The organism is Pseudoalteromonas sp. 11L1, assembly GCF_055397545.1.
On the sequence record NZ_AP041141.1, the window covers coordinates 1,792,035 to 1,809,882 of the forward strand.

General features: G+C 40.9%; 16 protein-coding genes. 10 read left to right on the forward strand and 6 right to left on the reverse strand.

Annotated elements, in window-relative coordinates; translation table 11 throughout:
- Positions 1-80 precede the first annotated feature (80 nt).
- The 3 genes from lon (at position 81) to ACZ5WS_RS08320 (ending at position 4,999) form a co-directional block, all read left to right on the forward strand.
- Positions 81-2,441: an endopeptidase La gene (gene lon, locus ACZ5WS_RS08310; protein ID WP_008467545.1), complete on the forward strand. Its 2,361-nt coding sequence runs from the start codon at positions 81-83 to the stop codon at positions 2,439-2,441.
- Between the two features lie 210 nt (positions 2,442-2,651).
- Positions 2,652-2,924, forward strand: a complete 273-nt coding sequence (hupB, locus tag ACZ5WS_RS08315; RefSeq protein WP_008111035.1) for a nucleoid-associated protein HU-beta — start codon at positions 2,652-2,654, stop codon at positions 2,922-2,924.
- Between the two features lie 173 nt (positions 2,925-3,097).
- Positions 3,098-4,999, forward strand: a complete 1,902-nt coding sequence (locus tag ACZ5WS_RS08320; RefSeq protein WP_464707626.1) for a SurA N-terminal domain-containing protein — start codon at positions 3,098-3,100, stop codon at positions 4,997-4,999.
- 55 nt (positions 5,000-5,054) lie between these two features.
- Here ACZ5WS_RS08320 and ACZ5WS_RS08325 read toward each other — a convergent pair whose 3' ends face one another.
- Genes ACZ5WS_RS08325 through pspF form a run of 6 tightly spaced genes read right to left on the reverse strand, consistent with a single transcriptional unit; the run spans position 5,055 to position 11,409 of the window.
- Positions 5,055-5,816, reverse strand: a complete 762-nt coding sequence (locus tag ACZ5WS_RS08325) for an ATP-binding cassette domain-containing protein (protein WP_054202403.1) — start codon at positions 5,814-5,816, stop codon at positions 5,055-5,057.
- Positions 5,816-6,808, reverse strand: coding sequence for a peptide ABC transporter ATP-binding protein (locus tag ACZ5WS_RS08330; RefSeq protein WP_010388077.1), 993 nt, complete (start codon positions 6,806-6,808; stop codon positions 5,816-5,818). Before ACZ5WS_RS08330 ends, ACZ5WS_RS08325 begins: the two co-directional genes overlap by 1 nt.
- Positions 6,809-7,702 carry an ABC transporter permease subunit gene (locus ACZ5WS_RS08335; protein ID WP_010388079.1) on the reverse strand — a complete coding sequence of 298 codons (894 nt, stop codon included), beginning with the start codon at positions 7,700-7,702 and terminating at the stop codon, positions 6,809-6,811.
- A complete protein-coding gene (locus ACZ5WS_RS08340) occupies positions 7,689-8,723 on the reverse strand; it encodes an ABC transporter permease subunit (protein WP_138605056.1) in 1,035 nt (344 codons plus the stop codon). The genes ACZ5WS_RS08335 and ACZ5WS_RS08340 overlap by 14 nt, the downstream gene beginning before the upstream one ends.
- Positions 8,723-10,330, reverse strand: a complete 1,608-nt coding sequence (locus ACZ5WS_RS08345) for an ABC transporter substrate-binding protein (RefSeq protein ID WP_464707632.1) — start codon at positions 10,328-10,330, stop codon at positions 8,723-8,725. Before ACZ5WS_RS08345 ends, ACZ5WS_RS08340 begins: the two co-directional genes overlap by 1 nt.
- Before the next feature lie 14 nt (positions 10,331-10,344).
- Positions 10,345-11,409 carry a phage shock protein operon transcriptional activator gene (pspF, locus tag ACZ5WS_RS08350; protein ID WP_178956359.1) on the reverse strand — a complete coding sequence of 355 codons (1,065 nt, stop codon included), beginning with the start codon at positions 11,407-11,409 and terminating at the stop codon, positions 10,345-10,347.
- A gap of 186 nt (positions 11,410-11,595) precedes the next feature.
- Here pspF and pspA point away from each other — a divergent pair, with 186 nt between their 5' ends.
- From pspA to phhA, 7 genes are all read left to right on the forward strand, one after another.
- Positions 11,596-12,255: a phage shock protein PspA gene (pspA, locus tag ACZ5WS_RS08355; RefSeq protein WP_010388087.1), complete on the forward strand. Its 660-nt coding sequence runs from the start codon at positions 11,596-11,598 to the stop codon at positions 12,253-12,255.
- 63 nt (positions 12,256-12,318) lie between these two features.
- Entirely contained in the window at positions 12,319-12,552 is a 234-nt protein-coding gene (pspB, locus tag ACZ5WS_RS08360; RefSeq protein WP_138605052.1) for an envelope stress response membrane protein PspB, read from the forward strand.
- Positions 12,549-12,950 (forward strand): envelope stress response membrane protein PspC, encoded by a 402-nt coding sequence (pspC, locus tag ACZ5WS_RS08365; RefSeq protein ID WP_010388092.1) that lies wholly within the window; start codon positions 12,549-12,551, stop codon positions 12,948-12,950. The genes pspB and pspC overlap by 4 nt, the downstream gene beginning before the upstream one ends.
- Positions 12,951-13,013: 63 nt before the next feature.
- Positions 13,014-14,432, forward strand: a complete 1,419-nt coding sequence (locus ACZ5WS_RS08370) for a YcjX family GTP-binding protein (protein ID WP_464707636.1) — start codon at positions 13,014-13,016, stop codon at positions 14,430-14,432.
- A complete protein-coding gene (locus ACZ5WS_RS08375) occupies positions 14,429-15,454 on the forward strand; it encodes a TIGR01620 family protein (RefSeq protein WP_464707638.1) in 1,026 nt (341 codons plus the stop codon). The genes ACZ5WS_RS08370 and ACZ5WS_RS08375 overlap by 4 nt, the downstream gene beginning before the upstream one ends.
- 145 nt (positions 15,455-15,599) lie before the next feature.
- Positions 15,600-16,781, forward strand: a complete 1,182-nt coding sequence (megL, locus tag ACZ5WS_RS08380) for a methionine gamma-lyase (protein ID WP_290170143.1) — start codon at positions 15,600-15,602, stop codon at positions 16,779-16,781.
- A 238-nt stretch (positions 16,782-17,019) separates the two neighbouring features.
- On the forward strand, positions 17,020-17,817 hold the full coding sequence (phhA, locus tag ACZ5WS_RS08385) for a phenylalanine 4-monooxygenase (RefSeq protein WP_464707643.1): 798 nt from the start codon (positions 17,020-17,022) through the stop codon (positions 17,815-17,817).
- Positions 17,818-17,848: the final 31 nt, after the last annotated feature.

Below are 17,848 nucleotides of genomic sequence, written 5' to 3' on the forward strand. Positions count from 1 at the left end.
AAAAATTGTTGAACTTTAATTAGGTTATCCCCATATACTTGAGTAATCTTTAAATAAATGAAGTGCAAAGAGAAAATACAATGACGCTTGAGAGAAACGATCGAGTCGAAATCCCTGTGCTAGCACTGCGCGATGTAGTGGTGTATCCACACATGGTGATCCCGCTTTTTGTAGGCCGTGAAAAATCAATAAAATGCCTTGAAGCGGCAATGGATAAAGACAAACAAATTTTCTTAGTTGCACAAAAAGATGCAACTGTAGACGAGCCTGAGAAAGACGATATTTATCGTGTAGGGACAATTGCGACTGTACTTCAATTATTAAAGCTACCCGATGGTACAGTAAAAGTATTAGTTGAAGGCACACAGCGTGCAAATATCGAAGAGTTTGTTGATAACGAAGACTTCTTTGTTGCCAATGCTCAGTTTATTGAATCTGATTCAGTGAATGAACAAGAGCAAGATATTTTTATTCGCAGTGCATTAAGCCAGTTTGAAGGCTACGTAAAATTAAATAAAAAAATCCCACCTGAAGTGATGACCTCGGTCTCTGGTATTGATGAGCCCGCGCGTCTTGCTGATACCATGGCTGCGCACATGCCATTAAAAGTGCCTGAAAAACAAAAAGTACTTGAAATATCAAGTGTTACGGAGCGCTTAGAGTACTTAATGGCGTTGATGGAAGGTGAAATAGACTTACTGCAAGTTGAGAAAAAAATTCGTACCCGCGTTAAAAAGCAGATGGAAAAATCGCAGCGTGAGTATTACCTCAATGAGCAAATGAAAGCGATTCAAAAAGAGCTTGGCGAAATTGACGATGTACCAGATGAATTCGAAGCGCTAAAAAAACGCATCGAAGAGTCAGGTATGCCTAACGAAGCGAAAGAAAAAGCCACGGCAGAGTTTAACAAACTTAAAATGATGTCGCCGATGTCGGCAGAAGCTAGTGTTGTTCGCTCATACATAGATACGTTAATCAACGTACCGTGGAAAAAACGCTCTAAAGTGAAAAAAGATTTAGCAGGCGCGCAAAAAATACTAGATAGCGATCACTACGGACTTGATAAAGTTAAAGAGCGTATTATTGAATACCTCGCGGTACAGCAGCGTACTAATAAGCTTAAAGGGCCTATTTTGTGTTTAGTTGGGCCGCCAGGGGTAGGTAAAACCTCTCTTGGGCAATCTATTGCGCGTTCAACTGGCCGTAAGTACATTCGTATGGCACTGGGTGGTGTACGTGATGAAGCTGAGATACGTGGTCACCGTCGTACTTATATTGGCTCTATGCCTGGTAAATTGATTCAAAACATGACTAAAGTGGGCGTTAAAAACCCGTTATTCTTGTTAGATGAAATTGATAAAATGTCAGCGGATATGCGTGGAGACCCTGCATCAGCTTTACTTGAAGTACTTGATCCTGAGCAAAACAGCCATTTTGCTGATCATTACCTAGAAGTCGATTACGACTTATCTGATGTAATGTTTGTTGCTACCTCTAATAGCTTTAATATTCCTGGGCCTTTATTGGACCGTATGGAAGTTATTCGTTTAGCCGGTTATACCGAAGATGAAAAATTAAATATAGCTAAAGAACATTTAATTCCAAAGCAAGTTAAGCGTAATGGCTTAAAAGAGAAAGAAGTTGAAATTGCTGACAGTGCCATTATCGGTATTATTCGATATTACACGCGTGAAGCGGGCGTTCGTAACTTAGAGCGTGAAGTGTCTAAATTATGCCGTAAAGCGGTTAAAAATATCTTAATGGAAAAAGACACCAAAACGGTCACTATCGATGCAGATAACCTTGAAGAGTACTTAGGTGTGCAACGCTTTGATTACGGTAAAGCAGAAGATGGCGACCGTATAGGCCAAGTAACTGGCCTAGCATGGACAGAAGTAGGCGGTGACTTACTAACGATTGAATGTGCTGCAGTACCAGGTAAAGGCAAATTGACTTACACCGGCTCGTTAGGCGATGTAATGCAAGAGTCGATTCAAGCGGCAATGACTGTTGTGCGTAATCGTGCTGATGAGCTACGTATTAATAGCGACTTTTATGAAAAACGTGATATTCACGTACATGTACCTGAGGGCGCAACTCCTAAAGATGGTCCAAGTGCGGGTATCGCAATGGTTACGTGTTTGGTTTCAAGCCTAACGGGCAATCCAGTGCGCTCTGATGTGGCCATGACGGGTGAGATTACCCTACGAGGTGAAGTACTGCCTATTGGTGGTTTAAAAGAGAAATTATTAGCGGCTCACCGTGGTGGTATTAAAACGGTGGTGATCCCTAAAATTAACGAACGTGACTTAAAAGAGATACCTGATAACGTATTGGCGGGTCTTGAGATTCACCCAGTTACGTGGATTGACGAAGTATTAAAGCTTGCTTTAGTGCATCCAGTTGATAGTTTTTCAGTCGAAACACCAAAAAAGCAGTAAAAAAGCCAAAAAAAGTGCTTTTAGGGGCTTTTCAAATCTAAACGGTATGATAAGTTAAGCACTGGTTTTCAAGCCTAGCCCTTGCAGGGCCTAGGCTTAAGAAAAATATAATCATATGAGCTTTAAAAAAATTGCTCAAAAATTTCAAAACAGTGATGTTAGTTTAAAAAACAATCGCTCTTGATAACAACAATGAAAGAGGATGATATTGTGAATAAATCTCAATTAATCGATCAAATCGCAGCTGATGCTGACATTTCTAAAGCGGCTGCAGGTCGTGCACTAGATTCATTCATCGAATCTGTATCTGGCGCGCTAAAAGATGGCGACTCAGTTGCACTTGTTGGTTTTGGTACTTTCTCTGTACGTGAGCGTGCTGCTCGTGCAGGTCGTAACCCACAAACTGGTGAAACGATTCAAATTGCTGCAGCTAACATCCCAGCTTTCAAAGCCGGTAAAGCGCTTAAAGACGCAGTAAACTAATCATTGTGTAAACAATTTAGTTATGGCGAGTAAAGATACGCTTAATTATTGCAATCGATAAATTAAGTTACTTCACCGCCAGTTACTTCAAGTGAAAAAGCGTATCTGGTAAGATACGCTTTTTTTACATATGACAAGGTAGAAAATACCTTGCTCAGAAAAGAGATAAACAAATGCTTGAGAAAATCAGAGAAGGTTCGCAAGGGCCGGTAGCCAAAGTCATTTTAGGCGCGGTGATTTTATCTTTTGCCTTAGCTGGGATCGGTAGTTACTTAGGTCAAACCACAGAACAACCCGTTGCTGAAGTAAATGGAATTAAAATTAGCCAAACAGAATTTAGCCGTGCGTTTCAAAATGAACGTAGCCGCTTAGAACAACAATTTGGTGAGTACTTTACCCAAATAGCAGCTGATCCAACTTACATGGCTCAAATCCGTCAAGGCGTGATTGACCGTTTAGTACAACAAGAATTACAAAGCCAGTTAGCTGCTGAGCTTGGTTTGCGCGTAAGTGATGAAAGCGTTCGTAAAACAATCTTAGAGCTACCTTATTTTAAAATTGGCGACAAGTTTAATAACGACCGTTATTTACAAGTTATTCGTCAAATGAACTTTCAACCTGACGCATTTCGTGAATACCTGCGTGATGATATGACGCGTAGCCAATTAGTATCTGCTGTTGCGGGTACTGACTTTGCACTGCCAAATGAGCTTAAATCAGCCATTGCACTGCAACAACAAACCCGTAGTATTGATTACCTAGTAATTGATAAACAAGCAATGCAGGCTGATGTTGAAGTTACAGAGCAAGAAGTTGCGGATTACTATGAATTAAACGCAGGCCAATTTTCATCACCTGAATTAATTTCAGTTAATTACATCGAACTAAATGCAGATGATATTGATGTTGCATCGGTAAGCGAAGACGATGTAAAAGCATATTACGAGCAGAGTAAAGCGCAATATGTTGAACCAGAAAAGCGTCGTGTGTCGCATATTCTAATCGACAATAGCGAAGATGATGATGCGGCTAAAGCGAAAGCTGAGTCGTTACTTGCCCAGCTTAACGCTGGTGCTGATTTTGCTGAGCTAGCAGAGACATCGTCAGATGACATTGTTAGTGCAGAAATGGGTGGCGATTTAGAGTGGATTGAACGTGATGTTATGGAACCAGCATTTGAAGATGCAGCGTTCGCATTGCAAAACAAAGGTGATTACTCTGACGTTGTTGCCTCTGAGTTTGGTTATCACATCATCAAACTGACTGATCTACAAACTCAACAAGTTAAACCATTTGATGAAGTTAAAGCTGACTTACGAGCTGAACTTGAGCAAGCTGAAAAAGTAGATGCGTTTTACGAGAAGCAAACAGAAATGGGGGCATTAGCCTTTGAGATTTCTGATCGCTTAGACGATGCTGCTGAGGTGGCGGGTGTAGAAGTACAATCTACTTCTTTGCTTGCGCTTAGCGCACTTCCTGAGCCGCTTAATAATCCGGCGGTAATCACTGCGTTATCATCAGTTGAATTACTTGAAGATAAAGTGAATTCAGAAGTGATTGAGCTTGGCAATGAGCACGTGATTGTAGTGCGTGTAAATGAGCACCAACCTGCGGCAACGAAAGCATTAAGCGAAGTAAGTGAGCAAATTAAAACACGCTTAGTAAATGAAAAAGCGTCAGACCTTGCAAAAGAAAAAGCACGCACGTTATTTGCACAAGTAAAAGAGGGCAAGAGCTTAAACGATGTGGCTGCTGAGCAATCACTAAACGTTCGTCAAGAGTCGCAACTAACTCGTGAAAGCTTTGCTGTTTCACCTGCTATTGTTACCCAAGTATTCAAAATGGCACATCCTAGTGATGCGGCTGTATATGATATGGTTAACTTAAATAATGGTGATGCAGCGATTGTTGTGCTTAAAGCGGTAAATGATGCACCAGTGAGTGACAACATTGAGCCACAAATGAAGCAAAACATTACTATGGCGCAAGCGCAGAAAAACTATACGGTATTCATTGAATCGCTTAAGCAACAAGCAGAGCTTAATGTACCAAAAGCAGCTCAAGCAGCTGAATAAGTAATAGCTAAATTAAAAAGGGCGCCAATTGGCGCCTTTTTTGTTTGTTTAGACATTAACAACTCAATAAGCGCTGAGTAACCTTTGATTGCGGGTTTTGAAAAATAGTTTCTGTAGCGCCGTATTCAACAATCTCACCCTTATTGAGTACCACTAGCTGGTCGCTAATATGGCGCACTAAACTTAAATGATGGGTGATCAAAATATAGGTTAATCCAGTTTCAAGCTGTAGTTTAAGTAATAGATTTACTATTTGCGCTCTTACAGAAGGGTCAAGCGATGAAAGTGCCTCATCGAGTACAACAACCTTAGGATCTAATATAAGCGCGCGAGCGAGCGCTACACGCTGTAATTGCCCTACACTAAACATATGCGGATAGTATTGCTGATGATCGACCAGTAGACCTACTTTAAGCAGCGTACTACCAATTTTTTCACTACGTTGAGTTTTATCAAAATCAGTATTAAATTTTAGGCAATCATCGAGCATTTCAGCAATGGTCACTGCTGGGTTTAATGAGGTGGCTGAGTCTTGAAAAATCATTCGGATATAACGACACTGCGCATCACGATTACCATTGTTTTCTATGGTGTTATTCTCTAATAATATCTGCCCGCTATCGGCACTGTATGCACCCACTAATAATTTAGCTAGGGTACTTTTTCCTGAGCCTGTTTCACCAATAATGGCAATTGTTTCACCTTTACCAATACAAAATGAGATGTTTTTTAAAACATCAAACTTTTTACGGCTAAACAGACCCGCTCGCATGTTAAAGGTTTTTGATAAGGCTTGAACTTTTAACAGTGGCTGCATTATTTTATTTCCTTGATCAGCGGGAAGTGACAGGCGTAGCTATGACCATGATGCTTTGAAAGTTTAGGCGCAACCACACATTCTTTTTGTGCTTGTGGGCAACGTGGACCGAGTCGGCAACCAATCGGTAAATGTTGTAATGTTGGAATAGTGCCTTTAAGCGCATAAAAGGGTTCTTTATGGGCTAAACCATGCTCATAATCGGGCAGGCTTTTTAGTAAAGCCTGCGTATACGGATGACGAGGTTGGCTAAAAATACGGTGTGTTGGACCTGCTTCAACCATTTGACCGCAGTACAACACATGAATACCATGCGACCAATTAACAATTTCTTCCAGCTCATGAGAGATCATCAAAATAGACATGTTCTTTAGCTGATTTAAACTTTTTAATAACCTAAACACCTGTGCTCGGGTGGTGCTTTCTAGTGCGGTTGTTGGCTCATCTGCTATTAACAACTTAGGTGTGCGGGCAATCGCCATGGCTATCATGACCTTTTGGCATACGCCCTCAGAGAGCTCATGCGGGTAACTATCAAGCACCGCTTCATGATTTTTAATACCTACTTTATGTATTAAGGCTTTAACGCGGTCTTTACGCTCTCGGTTGCGTTTTAAGAAAAATCCTTTAGCAGCCACTTCAGGCAGTGTTTCAGCGATTTGGTTAAATATTTTAGCCGTAGGATCTAGACAGCGACTGGGGTCTTGGTAAATCATCGCAATGTCTTGGCTAACCGTTTTACGGCGTTGCTCTGGTGTTAAGCGCATTAAGTCAACACCACGCCAATGCATTCTATCTGCGGTTATCACCCAACGCTCATTAAGCACGCCGACGATGGCTTTTGCAATTAAGCTTTTGCCAGAGCCTGATTCGCCCACTAAAGCGTGTACTTCACCTTCTTTTAAACTAAAGCTTACGCGATCAACAGCACGAATGGCGGTTTCGGAAGTTTGAAGTTCAATGGTTAAATTTCGAATATCTAGTAACTGCATCTAATCGGCCTTACGCGCTTGTAAAACTTTACGAAGTCCATCGCCCACTAAGTTTGTTGAAAGAACCGCTAAAAATAACAGCACGCCCGGCAATGCTACCGTCCAGGGTGCTAAATATATAAGTCCTAAGTTCTCTGCTAAAATTGCGCCCCATTCAGTAGTCGGCGGCTGTGCACCCAGTTTTAAAAACCCTAACGCTGCAATATCTAAAATAGCAGTAGAAAGCGCCATCGTAAAAATAACCACAATATATTCATACACATTAGGAAAAATCCCGCGTGATAAAATATGCCATTTAGAGGCGCCATCTAAGCGGTAGGCTGTAACATAATCTTTGCCAAGTTCGTCGACTATCAGGTTTCTAATTGAATGAATAAACTGGGGTAATAAGGCCAAAATAATTGCCCATACGGTATTCATTAATCCAGGGCCGAGTATGGCAATAATAATGATGGCCAGTAACAATGAGGGAATTGACAGCGTTACATCCAGTAAGTGGTTCAAAAAACTAGAACGTATGCCTTTACTGATCCCTGCAAAGGTACCTACCAACACACCAATAACAGTGGTGATCAGTGCAGCCACAACCGATAACCCGAACGTATATGTGGCGCCATTCATTAAACGAGACAGCACATCTCGGCCTAAATCATCGGTGCCAAGTATAAACCGCACATCGCCCATTTCATTCCACGAGGGAGGCAGTAATAGTGCATCACTGTGCTGTTGATTTACCCCATAAGGCGCAAGAAAAGGCGCAGTAGCCGCTAACAGGCTAAAGGCAATAAACACCCATAAACCAACCAGTGCAGGGTGGTTATTTTTAAACTTTCGCCAGAGTCTCGCTAATGGCGATTTATTTGAATCTTCTGAAAATAAGTTAAACTTTGCCATGCGCTTGGTTCCGAGACAGAGGATCGAGTAGGGTGTAGGTCAGTTCGGCCATAATTGTGGCAATAATAATAAATAAAGAGACGGCCATTAACCCACCTTGTATGGCGGGATAATCACGTTGATAAATACTGTCTATTAACCAGCGACCGATCCCAGGCCACGAAAAAATAACTTCAGTGATCATCGCTAAGGTAATCAAGGTACTAAACTGCAAACCTATTTGTTTTATAACCGGTAGTAAGGCATTTCTTAGGGCGTGATGAATAATAAGCTGTCCACGAGTAAGCCCTTTGGCACGAGCCGTTTTAATGAAATTTTGATCCATTACTTTTAACATCGATTCGCGAGTAAAGCGCACTAATACCGTGGTTGGATACATAGCAAGCACAATAGTGGGTAAGGTAAGGTGATGCAGTGCATCTAACATGGCCAAACCATTGTAAGGAAAATCAGCGAGTAAAATATCAAGTAAAATAAACCCTGTGCTCGCAGGTATCTCATACAACAAGCTCACTCGCCCCGACATGGGAAACCAGCCAAGTTGGAGCGAAAAAACCATAATTAATAATAATGCCAGCCAAAAAATTGGCATAGAATAGCCAATCATCGCTGTAGAGCTAATAAATTTATCAGGCCATTGTTTATTATATGCCGATGCTAAAATACCGACAGGCACACCCACTACCACCGAGATAACTAACGCGTAAATACTTAGCTCTAACGTTGCAGGGATTAAATCAATCACATGGGCGAAAACACTGCCCCCCGAGGCGAATGACATTCCCCAGTCCCCTTGTAAAATTCGTCCCACAAAGGCGATGTACTGCATAAAGTAGTTACTGTTAAACAAGTACTTTTCTTCTAACTGCGCATTTTGGGTAAAGTTAGTATCTGGTATGCCGCTTAAATTACTGAGTGGATCGCCGGGAAATAAGTAACTCAACGAAAAGGTAAAAATACTGAGTAGTAACACCATAAAAAATAACAGTCCGAGGCGGCGTAAAATATAATCTAAGATCATTATTTTTTCCTCGCGTTAGCCAACGAAATAGCACCGAATGGCCCTAAGGTAATGCCCTCAACATCTGCACTACTTGCTTGAAAACGCATGCCATGGGCAATTGGCAGTAAAGGCAATTGTTTGATGATCATACTCTGTGCTGCGTCATAATATTGTTTACGTAAATTTAAATCTGTGGTGTCTAACGCTTTGGTTAGCAGTAAATCAAATTCAGGATTACACCAGTTTGCGGGGTTTTTGCCGCTGAATGTCGCAGTACAACTTAATAATGGGCTAAAAAAGTTATCGGGATCAGGCGTATCAGCTGCCCAACCTAATAACACACTGTCGTGGCGATGTTCTCCAATGCGTTGAATAAAGGTGTTCCATTCATATTCAACAATATTTACGTTAACGCCAATTTTGCGTAAATCACTTTGCATTAGCTCAGCCATTTTGCGGGCGTTGGGGTTATAAATACGGCTTACCGGCATAGCCCAAATGCTCATATCAAAGCCTTTTGGAAAACCGGCTTCAGTTAATAACCTTTTTGCCAACTGTGGGTCAAAAATAGGCATGTTTTTTTGTAGTTCAAACGCCCAAGACGTAGGCGGAAGAATAGACTGTGCACGCAAGCCATTACCGTAATACACCGCCTGCATTATTTTATCTATATCAATGGCATGAACTAATGCTTGACGTACTTTTAGGTTATCAAAAGGTGGACGCTCGGTATTAAATGCCCAGTAACCAATATTTAAGTTAGTTTCTCTTTCAACATTAATATCATCACGTTGCGCTAAGATACTTAATTGGGCACTGCTTGGGTGTGCAGTAACATCACATTCTTTGGTCAATATTTTTGCGATACGGGTGGTACCATTTGGAGTAATGTCGTACACCAACTGCTCAAGGGCAACATCATGTTTCCAATAATCAGCGTTTTTATAAAAGCGTACTAAATGGTCGCGTCGATACTCTTTGTAAATATAAGGACCCGTACCAATTGGGTATTGGTCAAATAAGTTTTCTTGATTATTAGCTTCAAGCGCCATGGCATATTCTTTAGAAAGCACTACAGCAAAATCGGTCGCCATATTGGCTAAAAAGCTGCTCTCGGCATTAAATAGCTCAAATCGGACTTGATGATCAGAGACTCTAACAATTTTACGAATTAGCTGGTCAACCCCCACACTTTGAAAATAAGGGTAATTAGCATCGCCAATAAAGTGATAAGGATTATAAACGTCGAATAATCGACTAAAAGTAAATATTACATCATCAGCGTTAAATTCACGACTAGGAGTAAAATAAGAGGTGGTATGAAACTTAACTCCTTTGCGCAAAGTGAAGGTAACCGATTTACCGTCTTTACTGATCTTCCAATCAGTGGCAAGTTCACTCTTAAATTCGGCGGTCACGGGGTCAATACTAATTAACCGGTCGTATAACTGGTTAGCAATAATATCGATAGTTGATCCTGTGGTTGTGACTTGTGGGTTAAACGACACAGGATTAGCCTCGGCGCAATAAACGAGGCCTTGGTTTTTTTCTTCTAAGATTTCTTCTTTACTATCAATGCAACCTACTAAGCTCAATGATATTAAAGCAAGTAATAATTTATGCACCCGCACAACCTCTACTATTCTAGCAAATTGTATTTTTTCAAATAACCACGTAGTTGATGATACGTTAAACCAAGTACTTCTGCAGTCTTCTTTTGATTAAATTGGCTATGTTCTAATGCTTTTTTTATCAATGTAATTTCAAATTCATTAGAGAGCGTTTTTAAGTCGCATGGAAACTCAGGTTCTTTGGTACTTGAACTCAATGCTACAGGCGCTTCTGCAGGTTGAGCATGAGTAGTCGGTTCAGATTGTATTATAGCAGGTGCTTGTGCATGTTTTATGCGGGCTTTAGGTCTAAAGCGACTTTCGAATGGGTCTAAAATAATTTTATGTACAGGAATATGTTCATTGCCGTGGCGATACAGACTTCGCTCCACCACATTTTTAAGTTCACGGACATTACCTGGCCACTCATAACTGAGCAAACTTTCTTGTGCACTGCGAGTAAAACCACTAAATAGCTCCCACTCAAGGTCTCGTGCCATGTTCATCGCAAACTGTTCAGCCAGCAACATAATGTCATCTTGACGTTCACGCAGTGGCGGTAAGGTGATCACATCAAACGCGAGTCTATCGAGTAAATCACTTCTAAATTCACCTTGCTCGGCTAAATGGGGTAAGTCTTCATTGGTTGCACAGACTAAGCGAGTGTCTACTTTAACGGTTTGCTTGCCGCCAACACGTTCAAACTCACCATACTCAATCACTCTTAATAGCTTTTCTTGCACCATGGCAGAGGTATTTGCTAACTCATCTAAGAATAAGGTGCCGCTATTAGCACGTTCGAAGCGGCCTTCATGGCGTTTACTTGCGCCTGTAAATGCACCACTTTCATGACCAAATAATTCACTCTCGAGTAGGTTTTCGTTTAAAGCCGCACAGTTAAGCTTGACGTAATTTTGATCCCAGCGCTTGGATAAAAAGTGTAAACGTGCTGCAATTAGCTCTTTACCGGTACCACGTTCACCAATAATGAGTACGGGTTTATCTAGGTTAGCCAGTTGCGAAACCTGATCAAGCACCGATAAAAAGCTGTCTGATTGGCCAAGTAAATTGTCCTGTTGGCGATATTGACTCATATTTCCTAACTCTTAGTCATTTTTACTAACAGTTAGTGTATTTCATTATGAAGGATAACAAAAGTAATTTGTAATTTACATTTAACATATTGAAAATAAATGGTATTTTAAAAATATAAAAGTTGGCAAGCATATTGATACTAGTAAAAGCAGACACATTTAGATTAAATAATAGAGGTATATGTTATGGGAATTTTTTCACGTTTTGCAGACATTGTTAATTCTAATATCAATGCCATTTTAGATAAAGCAGAAGATCCTGAAAAAATGGTTCGTCTTATTATCCAAGAGATGGAAGATACACTTGTAGAGGTACGCTCTACGTCAGCAAAAACCCTTGCTGAGAAAAAAGAATTAGTACGTCGCGTAGATACACTAAAAGCTCAAGTAAGCGATTGGCAAGACAAAGCCGAATTAGCACTGAGCAAAGATCGTGATGATTTAGCTCGCTCGGCTTTACTTGAAAAGCAAAAATCAGCAGATGCAGTCGCCGCAGTAGAAAGTGAACTTGATCATGTAGAATCTCATATCGAGAAACTACAGCAAGAAGTGACTACGCTACAAGAGAAACTAGCGGACGCTAAAGCACGTCAAAAAGCTATTATTTTACGTCAACGCTCGGCTGAGTCGCGCCTTGAGGTTAAAAAAGCACTTGATAGTTCTAAAGTGGATGATGCACTTAATCGTTTTGAACGTTACGAAACCAAAATTGATGGGCTAGAATCTCAAATAGAGTCTTACGATTTGGGTAAACAAACGTTAGCAGATGAAATTGCTGATTTACAAAAGAATGAAAAAATTGACGACGAGTTAGCTGAACTTAAAAAGAAACTCTCGAATAAATAAATATAAAACAGGGGCCTTGTGCCCCTGACATCAACATTGAATACGGATTGTCAGGAGAGGATTATGTTTGATCCAGAGATACTAGTTGCACCCTTTATCTTGTTTATGATTTTTGTTGCACCACTGTGGTTAATTTTACACTACCGAAGCAAAAAGCAGGTAAGCCAAGGGTTAAGCGAGCATGAGCATCATCAGTTATTAGAACTTGCTCAAAAAGCTGAAAAAATGACTGATAGAATCGAGACATTAGAAGCTTTACTTGATCAAGAGTCACCACAGTGGAGACAAAAAGTATGAACACCAAACGCGAATTATTAAGAGACCCACAACGCGGTAAAATTGCCGGTGTATGTGCGGGATTAAGTGACTACTTTAATATGGAGTTATGGTTAGTTCGCATTATTTTTGTTAGTGCTGTACTACTAACCGGTGGCCCATTATTTGTGGTAGCGTATATTGCAGCGTGGTTTATTTTAGATAAAAAACAACCCAGTACTGTAAATAAAACACAATCAACCTATGGCGGTGATCCGCTAGAAGTAAAATTTAAAGTATGGCAAAAAGGCGAGCCACCGCGTCGTGCGCTGCAAGACTTAAAAGAGCGATTAACCCGTGTAGATAGCCGCCTTCAAAACATGGAACGCTACGTTACTTCAAGCGAGTTTACGGTCAGCCGTGAAATTAATAAACTTTAAAGGATTAATAAGCACCTTGTTTGCATCGTGATCAATGACGGCAACTAAGGTGCAAAACACTTTATGAGCCAATCATTTGCAAAAAAGACCTTTAAGAGCGTTAAAGGCAAAGCACAAAAAGCCCTGCACCGTAGTTTAGATCAACACGTTAAACTTGCCGTAACAGGGCTGAGCGGCAGTGGTAAAACGGCGTTCATTAGCGCGCTAGTTAAACATTTAACCTCTCAGGCGAATGACAACAACTTACCTTTTTTTGATGTAATGCGTGAACATCGCCATATTGCTACTAAAATTGTGCCCCAAGAGGCATTGAACGTTCCCACTTTTGATTACAACCGTGCAATAAGTGCTTTACTACCAAGTGAAGGCGACCCTGCATGGCCCGCTTCTACCGAGCGAATAAATACTTTACGTTTGGCGATTAAATATCAAAGTAACGCGGGTCTGCGCGGTCATTTCTCACCACAATCGACGCTGTATTTAGATATTATTGACTATCCTGGTGAGTGGTTGCTTGACCTACCTATGCTCGCGCAAAGCTTCAAGCAATGGTGCGAGCAACAATATCCTTTACTTAGCCAAACGCCACGTAACCAAACCTCAGCTGAATTTTTACAATCCATAGAGCTGATTGATCTAGATGCACCGGTAGATGAAAACGCACTGGCTGATATTGCACGATGTTATCAAACCATGTTGGTAGGGCTAAAAAAAGACACTAAGCTTGCCATGTTACAGCCTGGGCGGATGTTAATGCCGGGTGACTTGCAAGGTGCACCATTATTACTATTTTTTCCAATTAGTCCTGAAAAAATCAGTGACGATGTAGTAGCGGGTTCTAACTTAGCGCATTTAATTAAACGTTTTGATGCTTACGTAAAAGAAGTCGTTAAGCCATTTTATAATGAGCATTTTCGCCATTTTGACCGTCAAATCGTCTTGGTAGATGTACTGAGTGCGTTAAATGAAGGTTATGAAACGTTGGCTGAGCAAAGTCGAGTTATCAATCAACTATTGTCACACTTTAGCTATGGTGATTCTGGTTTTTTTAAACGCTTGTTTAAACCTAATATTGATAAAATATTATTTGCTGCTAATAAGTCCGATCATATCAGTGCGAAGCATCACAAAGATCTTGCATTGTTACTCGATTCGTTAGTTAAAGAGCAAAGCAATCACTTAAAATTTGATGGGGTAAAAATAGAAACATTGGCGATGTCATCAATTGCTGCCACTGTGTCTCGCCAAGTGGTTGATAAGGGGCAAACACTCGACTGTATCTATGGCAAGCCATTGGATGAACAACAGTGGCTAACTTACCTGCCTCCTCAGCCGCCGAGCAGAATGCTTAATAAAAGTGAGTGGCCAGCACATGGGTTTGAGTTTTTATCATTTGCACCTATGCCAAGCCCAGATCAACAGCTTAAGCACATTCGCTTAGACCATGTGATGCAGTACTTGTTAGGAGATAAGTTAACATGAGTGAGTCAACACACCAATTTCAAGCTGGGCGTCGTATTAATGCCCAAAATATTGAGCAAAATGAACCAGATTTATTAGCGGCTAAAGTCGTAGAGCAGGGACAAAGTGAGCAGCCTAGCAAAGATAGTGACGAGCTAATTGAACCTGAAATCGATATTGAGCCTGTATATAAAAAGTCTAAGTGGCAAACCCTTAAAGGCCTATTTGCACTGAGCTTTATTGTTTTAATATTACTTGAGTTCGCATTTTCAATTGTATTGGCGTTTCAGCAGTCTGTTATTTTAGGTGGGGTGTACTTAACCGCTATAATAACCGGTGTACTCCTGATATCGCGTTTATTGTGGCGTGAATATAGAATGTTACGCAGCTTAAAGCGTAATCAGCTACACCGCCATGAAGCTAACCGTTTGCTCAATAGTGAGCAGGTAGGCGGGGCGATACCTTGGCTTGAAAAGCTTAATAAACATCAGCAATTAGATAATTTCGAAAACTTTAAAAATCAGGTCGCTACGCACCACAGTGACAAAGAAATAATGTCTCTGTACGCGAATAGCTTACTGATAACGCAAGACAATCAAGCTAAAAAGTTAATAAACCGTTTTGCAACAGAGTCAGCTTTATTAGTTGCTCTAAGCCCAATTGCGCTGGTGGATATGATGGCTGTGCTGTGGCGTGGCACTAAATTAATAGAGCAAATAGGCCGCATATATGGCATTGGCTTTGGTTATGCCAGCCGTATTAAACTTTACCGCATGCTTATTAAGCAAGTAATGTTTGTAGGCAGTGCAGAGCTCGTATCTGATTTAGCCGCCACGGCACTCAGTGCTGAATTATTAGGCAAGCTTTCAGGGCGAGCTGCACAAGGTGTTAGTGCCGGTATATTTACAGCGCGTATTGGTTACAAAGCTATGGAATTAAGCCGACCCTTACCGCGTCTTGAAAACAAGCGTAGCTTGTTAAAAGGCACAGTCCAAGGGATTGCGAGTAAAATTATGAGCCGTAAGGGAGCTGAAACTAAGTAGTGAGACTTCGTTGGCAATATTTGTGTACAGCTTTTTGGGTAAAGTTTGCACAAATAGCCATCTGAGCATCCGGCATGCTTGTGATTTTAAGTGCGGTGCGTTTTATTTATGCTATTGACACACATAATAAAAACGAGAACACACAATGAGCAAGCATCATCAAAATACCCAATGTATCCATGGTCCACAAAAAGCAAATGATCCGCATGGCGCATTAACCTCACCTTTGTATCAAACGTCTACGTTTCATTTTGAAAGTGCCGCCCAAGGTGCTGCCCGCTTTGCAGGTGAAGAGCCCGGTTATATTTACACGCGTTTAGGTAACCCAACCACGACTGAACTTGAGCAAAAAGTGGCGCAATTAGAAGGCTGTGAGGCCGCCGCCGCCACGGCAACAGGTATGGGGGCTGTATCGGCTTCGGTACTAAGCTTCCTATCGCAAGGCGATCACTTAATTGCATCAAGCGCTCTGTATGGCTGCACTTTTGCTTTTTTTGCGCATATGTTGCCGCGATGGGGAATTGAAGTCACCTTTGTTGATATGACCAATGAAAGTGAACTGCGCGCAGCCATTAAGCCTAATTCAAAAATGATATTTGTAGAAACACCAATCAACCCAACCATGGCAGTGATTGATTTAGCACTTATTGGCAATGTGGCTAAACAGCATAATTTACTGAGTGTGGTCGACAATACGTTTTTAACCCCGCTGCTGCAGTCACCAAAAAAGTACGGTATCGATATTATAATGCATAGCGCGACCAAGTATTTAAATGGTCACGGCGATGTTGTTGCGGGTATTGTGTGTGGTTCACTTGAGCATATTACACAGATTAAAATGACCGTGCTTAAAGATATTGGTGCCACTATTAGTCCACACGATGCGTGGTTAATAAATCGCGGCTTAAAAACTTTAGCTATTCGCATTGAACGCCATTGCCAAAGTGCGCAAACGATTGCTGAGTATTTAGAAGCTCATCCGCAAGTAAATAAAGTGTATTACCCTGGGCTTAAGTCTCACCCGGGTTACAAGTACATTGGTAAGCAAATGAAAGCGGCTGGCGGTGTTATTGCCTTTGAAATTAAAGGGAGCTTAACCGACGGTGAGCAGTTTATTGATAGTATGCAACTGTGCACATTAGCGGTTAGCTTAGGCGATGCTGAAACGCTCATTCAACACCCAGCATCGATGACGCATTCGCCATACACTCCCGAAGAAAGACTAGCTGCTGGAATTAGTGATGGTTTAATTCGATTATCAGTTGGACTTGAAGATGTTAACGATATTATTAACGATCTCAACCAAGCATTTACTAAAATATCCTGAGGTGTAATTTATTGTTTACGAATATTTCCATCTGTAGATGCCAGTAAATATGGTGTGTGTTTTTATCTTTGCTTTGCTGTAATTTTAAATTTACGATATGTGTGATCTGCAAAAGTATTGTTCTGCGTCAAGCTATTAAACTTTTGTTCACTTTTGCATAGTATGGCTACATCGAATAGCCAAGCATTTGGCTGTTATTTTGACACCGATTTAGGGTTTTATCCCAAAGAAGGTATTTATGGCTAAAGCAAGTAATTACAACTCCAAAACACCTGATGAAAATGGGGTTATACATTGGAGCGATGAAGAAAATAAAATTTGGTCTGAGCTTGTAGCACGCCAACTTGCGTGCATTGAAGGCAAAGCCTGTGATGAGTACATGGAAGGATTGAAAAAAATCAATCTGCCTCATGATCGTATCCCACAGCTGAGTGAGCTAAACGAAGTACTTTTAGCAACCACAGGTTGGCAGGTTGCACCTGTACCTGCACTTATCGATTTTGATGAGTTTTTTAGGCTACTCGCTAACAAGCAATTTCCTGTGGCGACCTTTATTCGTAGCCGTGAAGAATTTGACTACTTACAAGAACCTGATATTTTTCATGAGATATTTGGTCATTGTGCCATGCTAACTAATCCTGACTTTGCTGAATTTACCCATAAGTACGGGCAACTAGGATACGCGGCAGAGAAAAAAGACCGCGTTTATTTAGCGCGTATGTACTGGTTTACTGTTGAGTTTGGTTTGATGCAAACCGAAAAAGGATTGCGTATTTACGGTGGCGGTATTTTATCAAGCCCGGGGGAAACCCAATACGTGTATTCAGATACACCAGAGATTAATCCAATGAATGTGCTAGATGTGCTACGTACACCGTACCGTATAGATATTATGCAACCATTGTATTATACGATAAATTCGATTCATGATCTGTTTGAAATATCTCAAATGGATATAATGACTTTAGTTGAGCAAGCTAAATCACTTGGTTTGCACGACCCTAAGTTTCCTCCAAAAGAAAAATTAGCTAGTTAATTTTTGAAAAAAGTAACGCTAAACTAAGGAT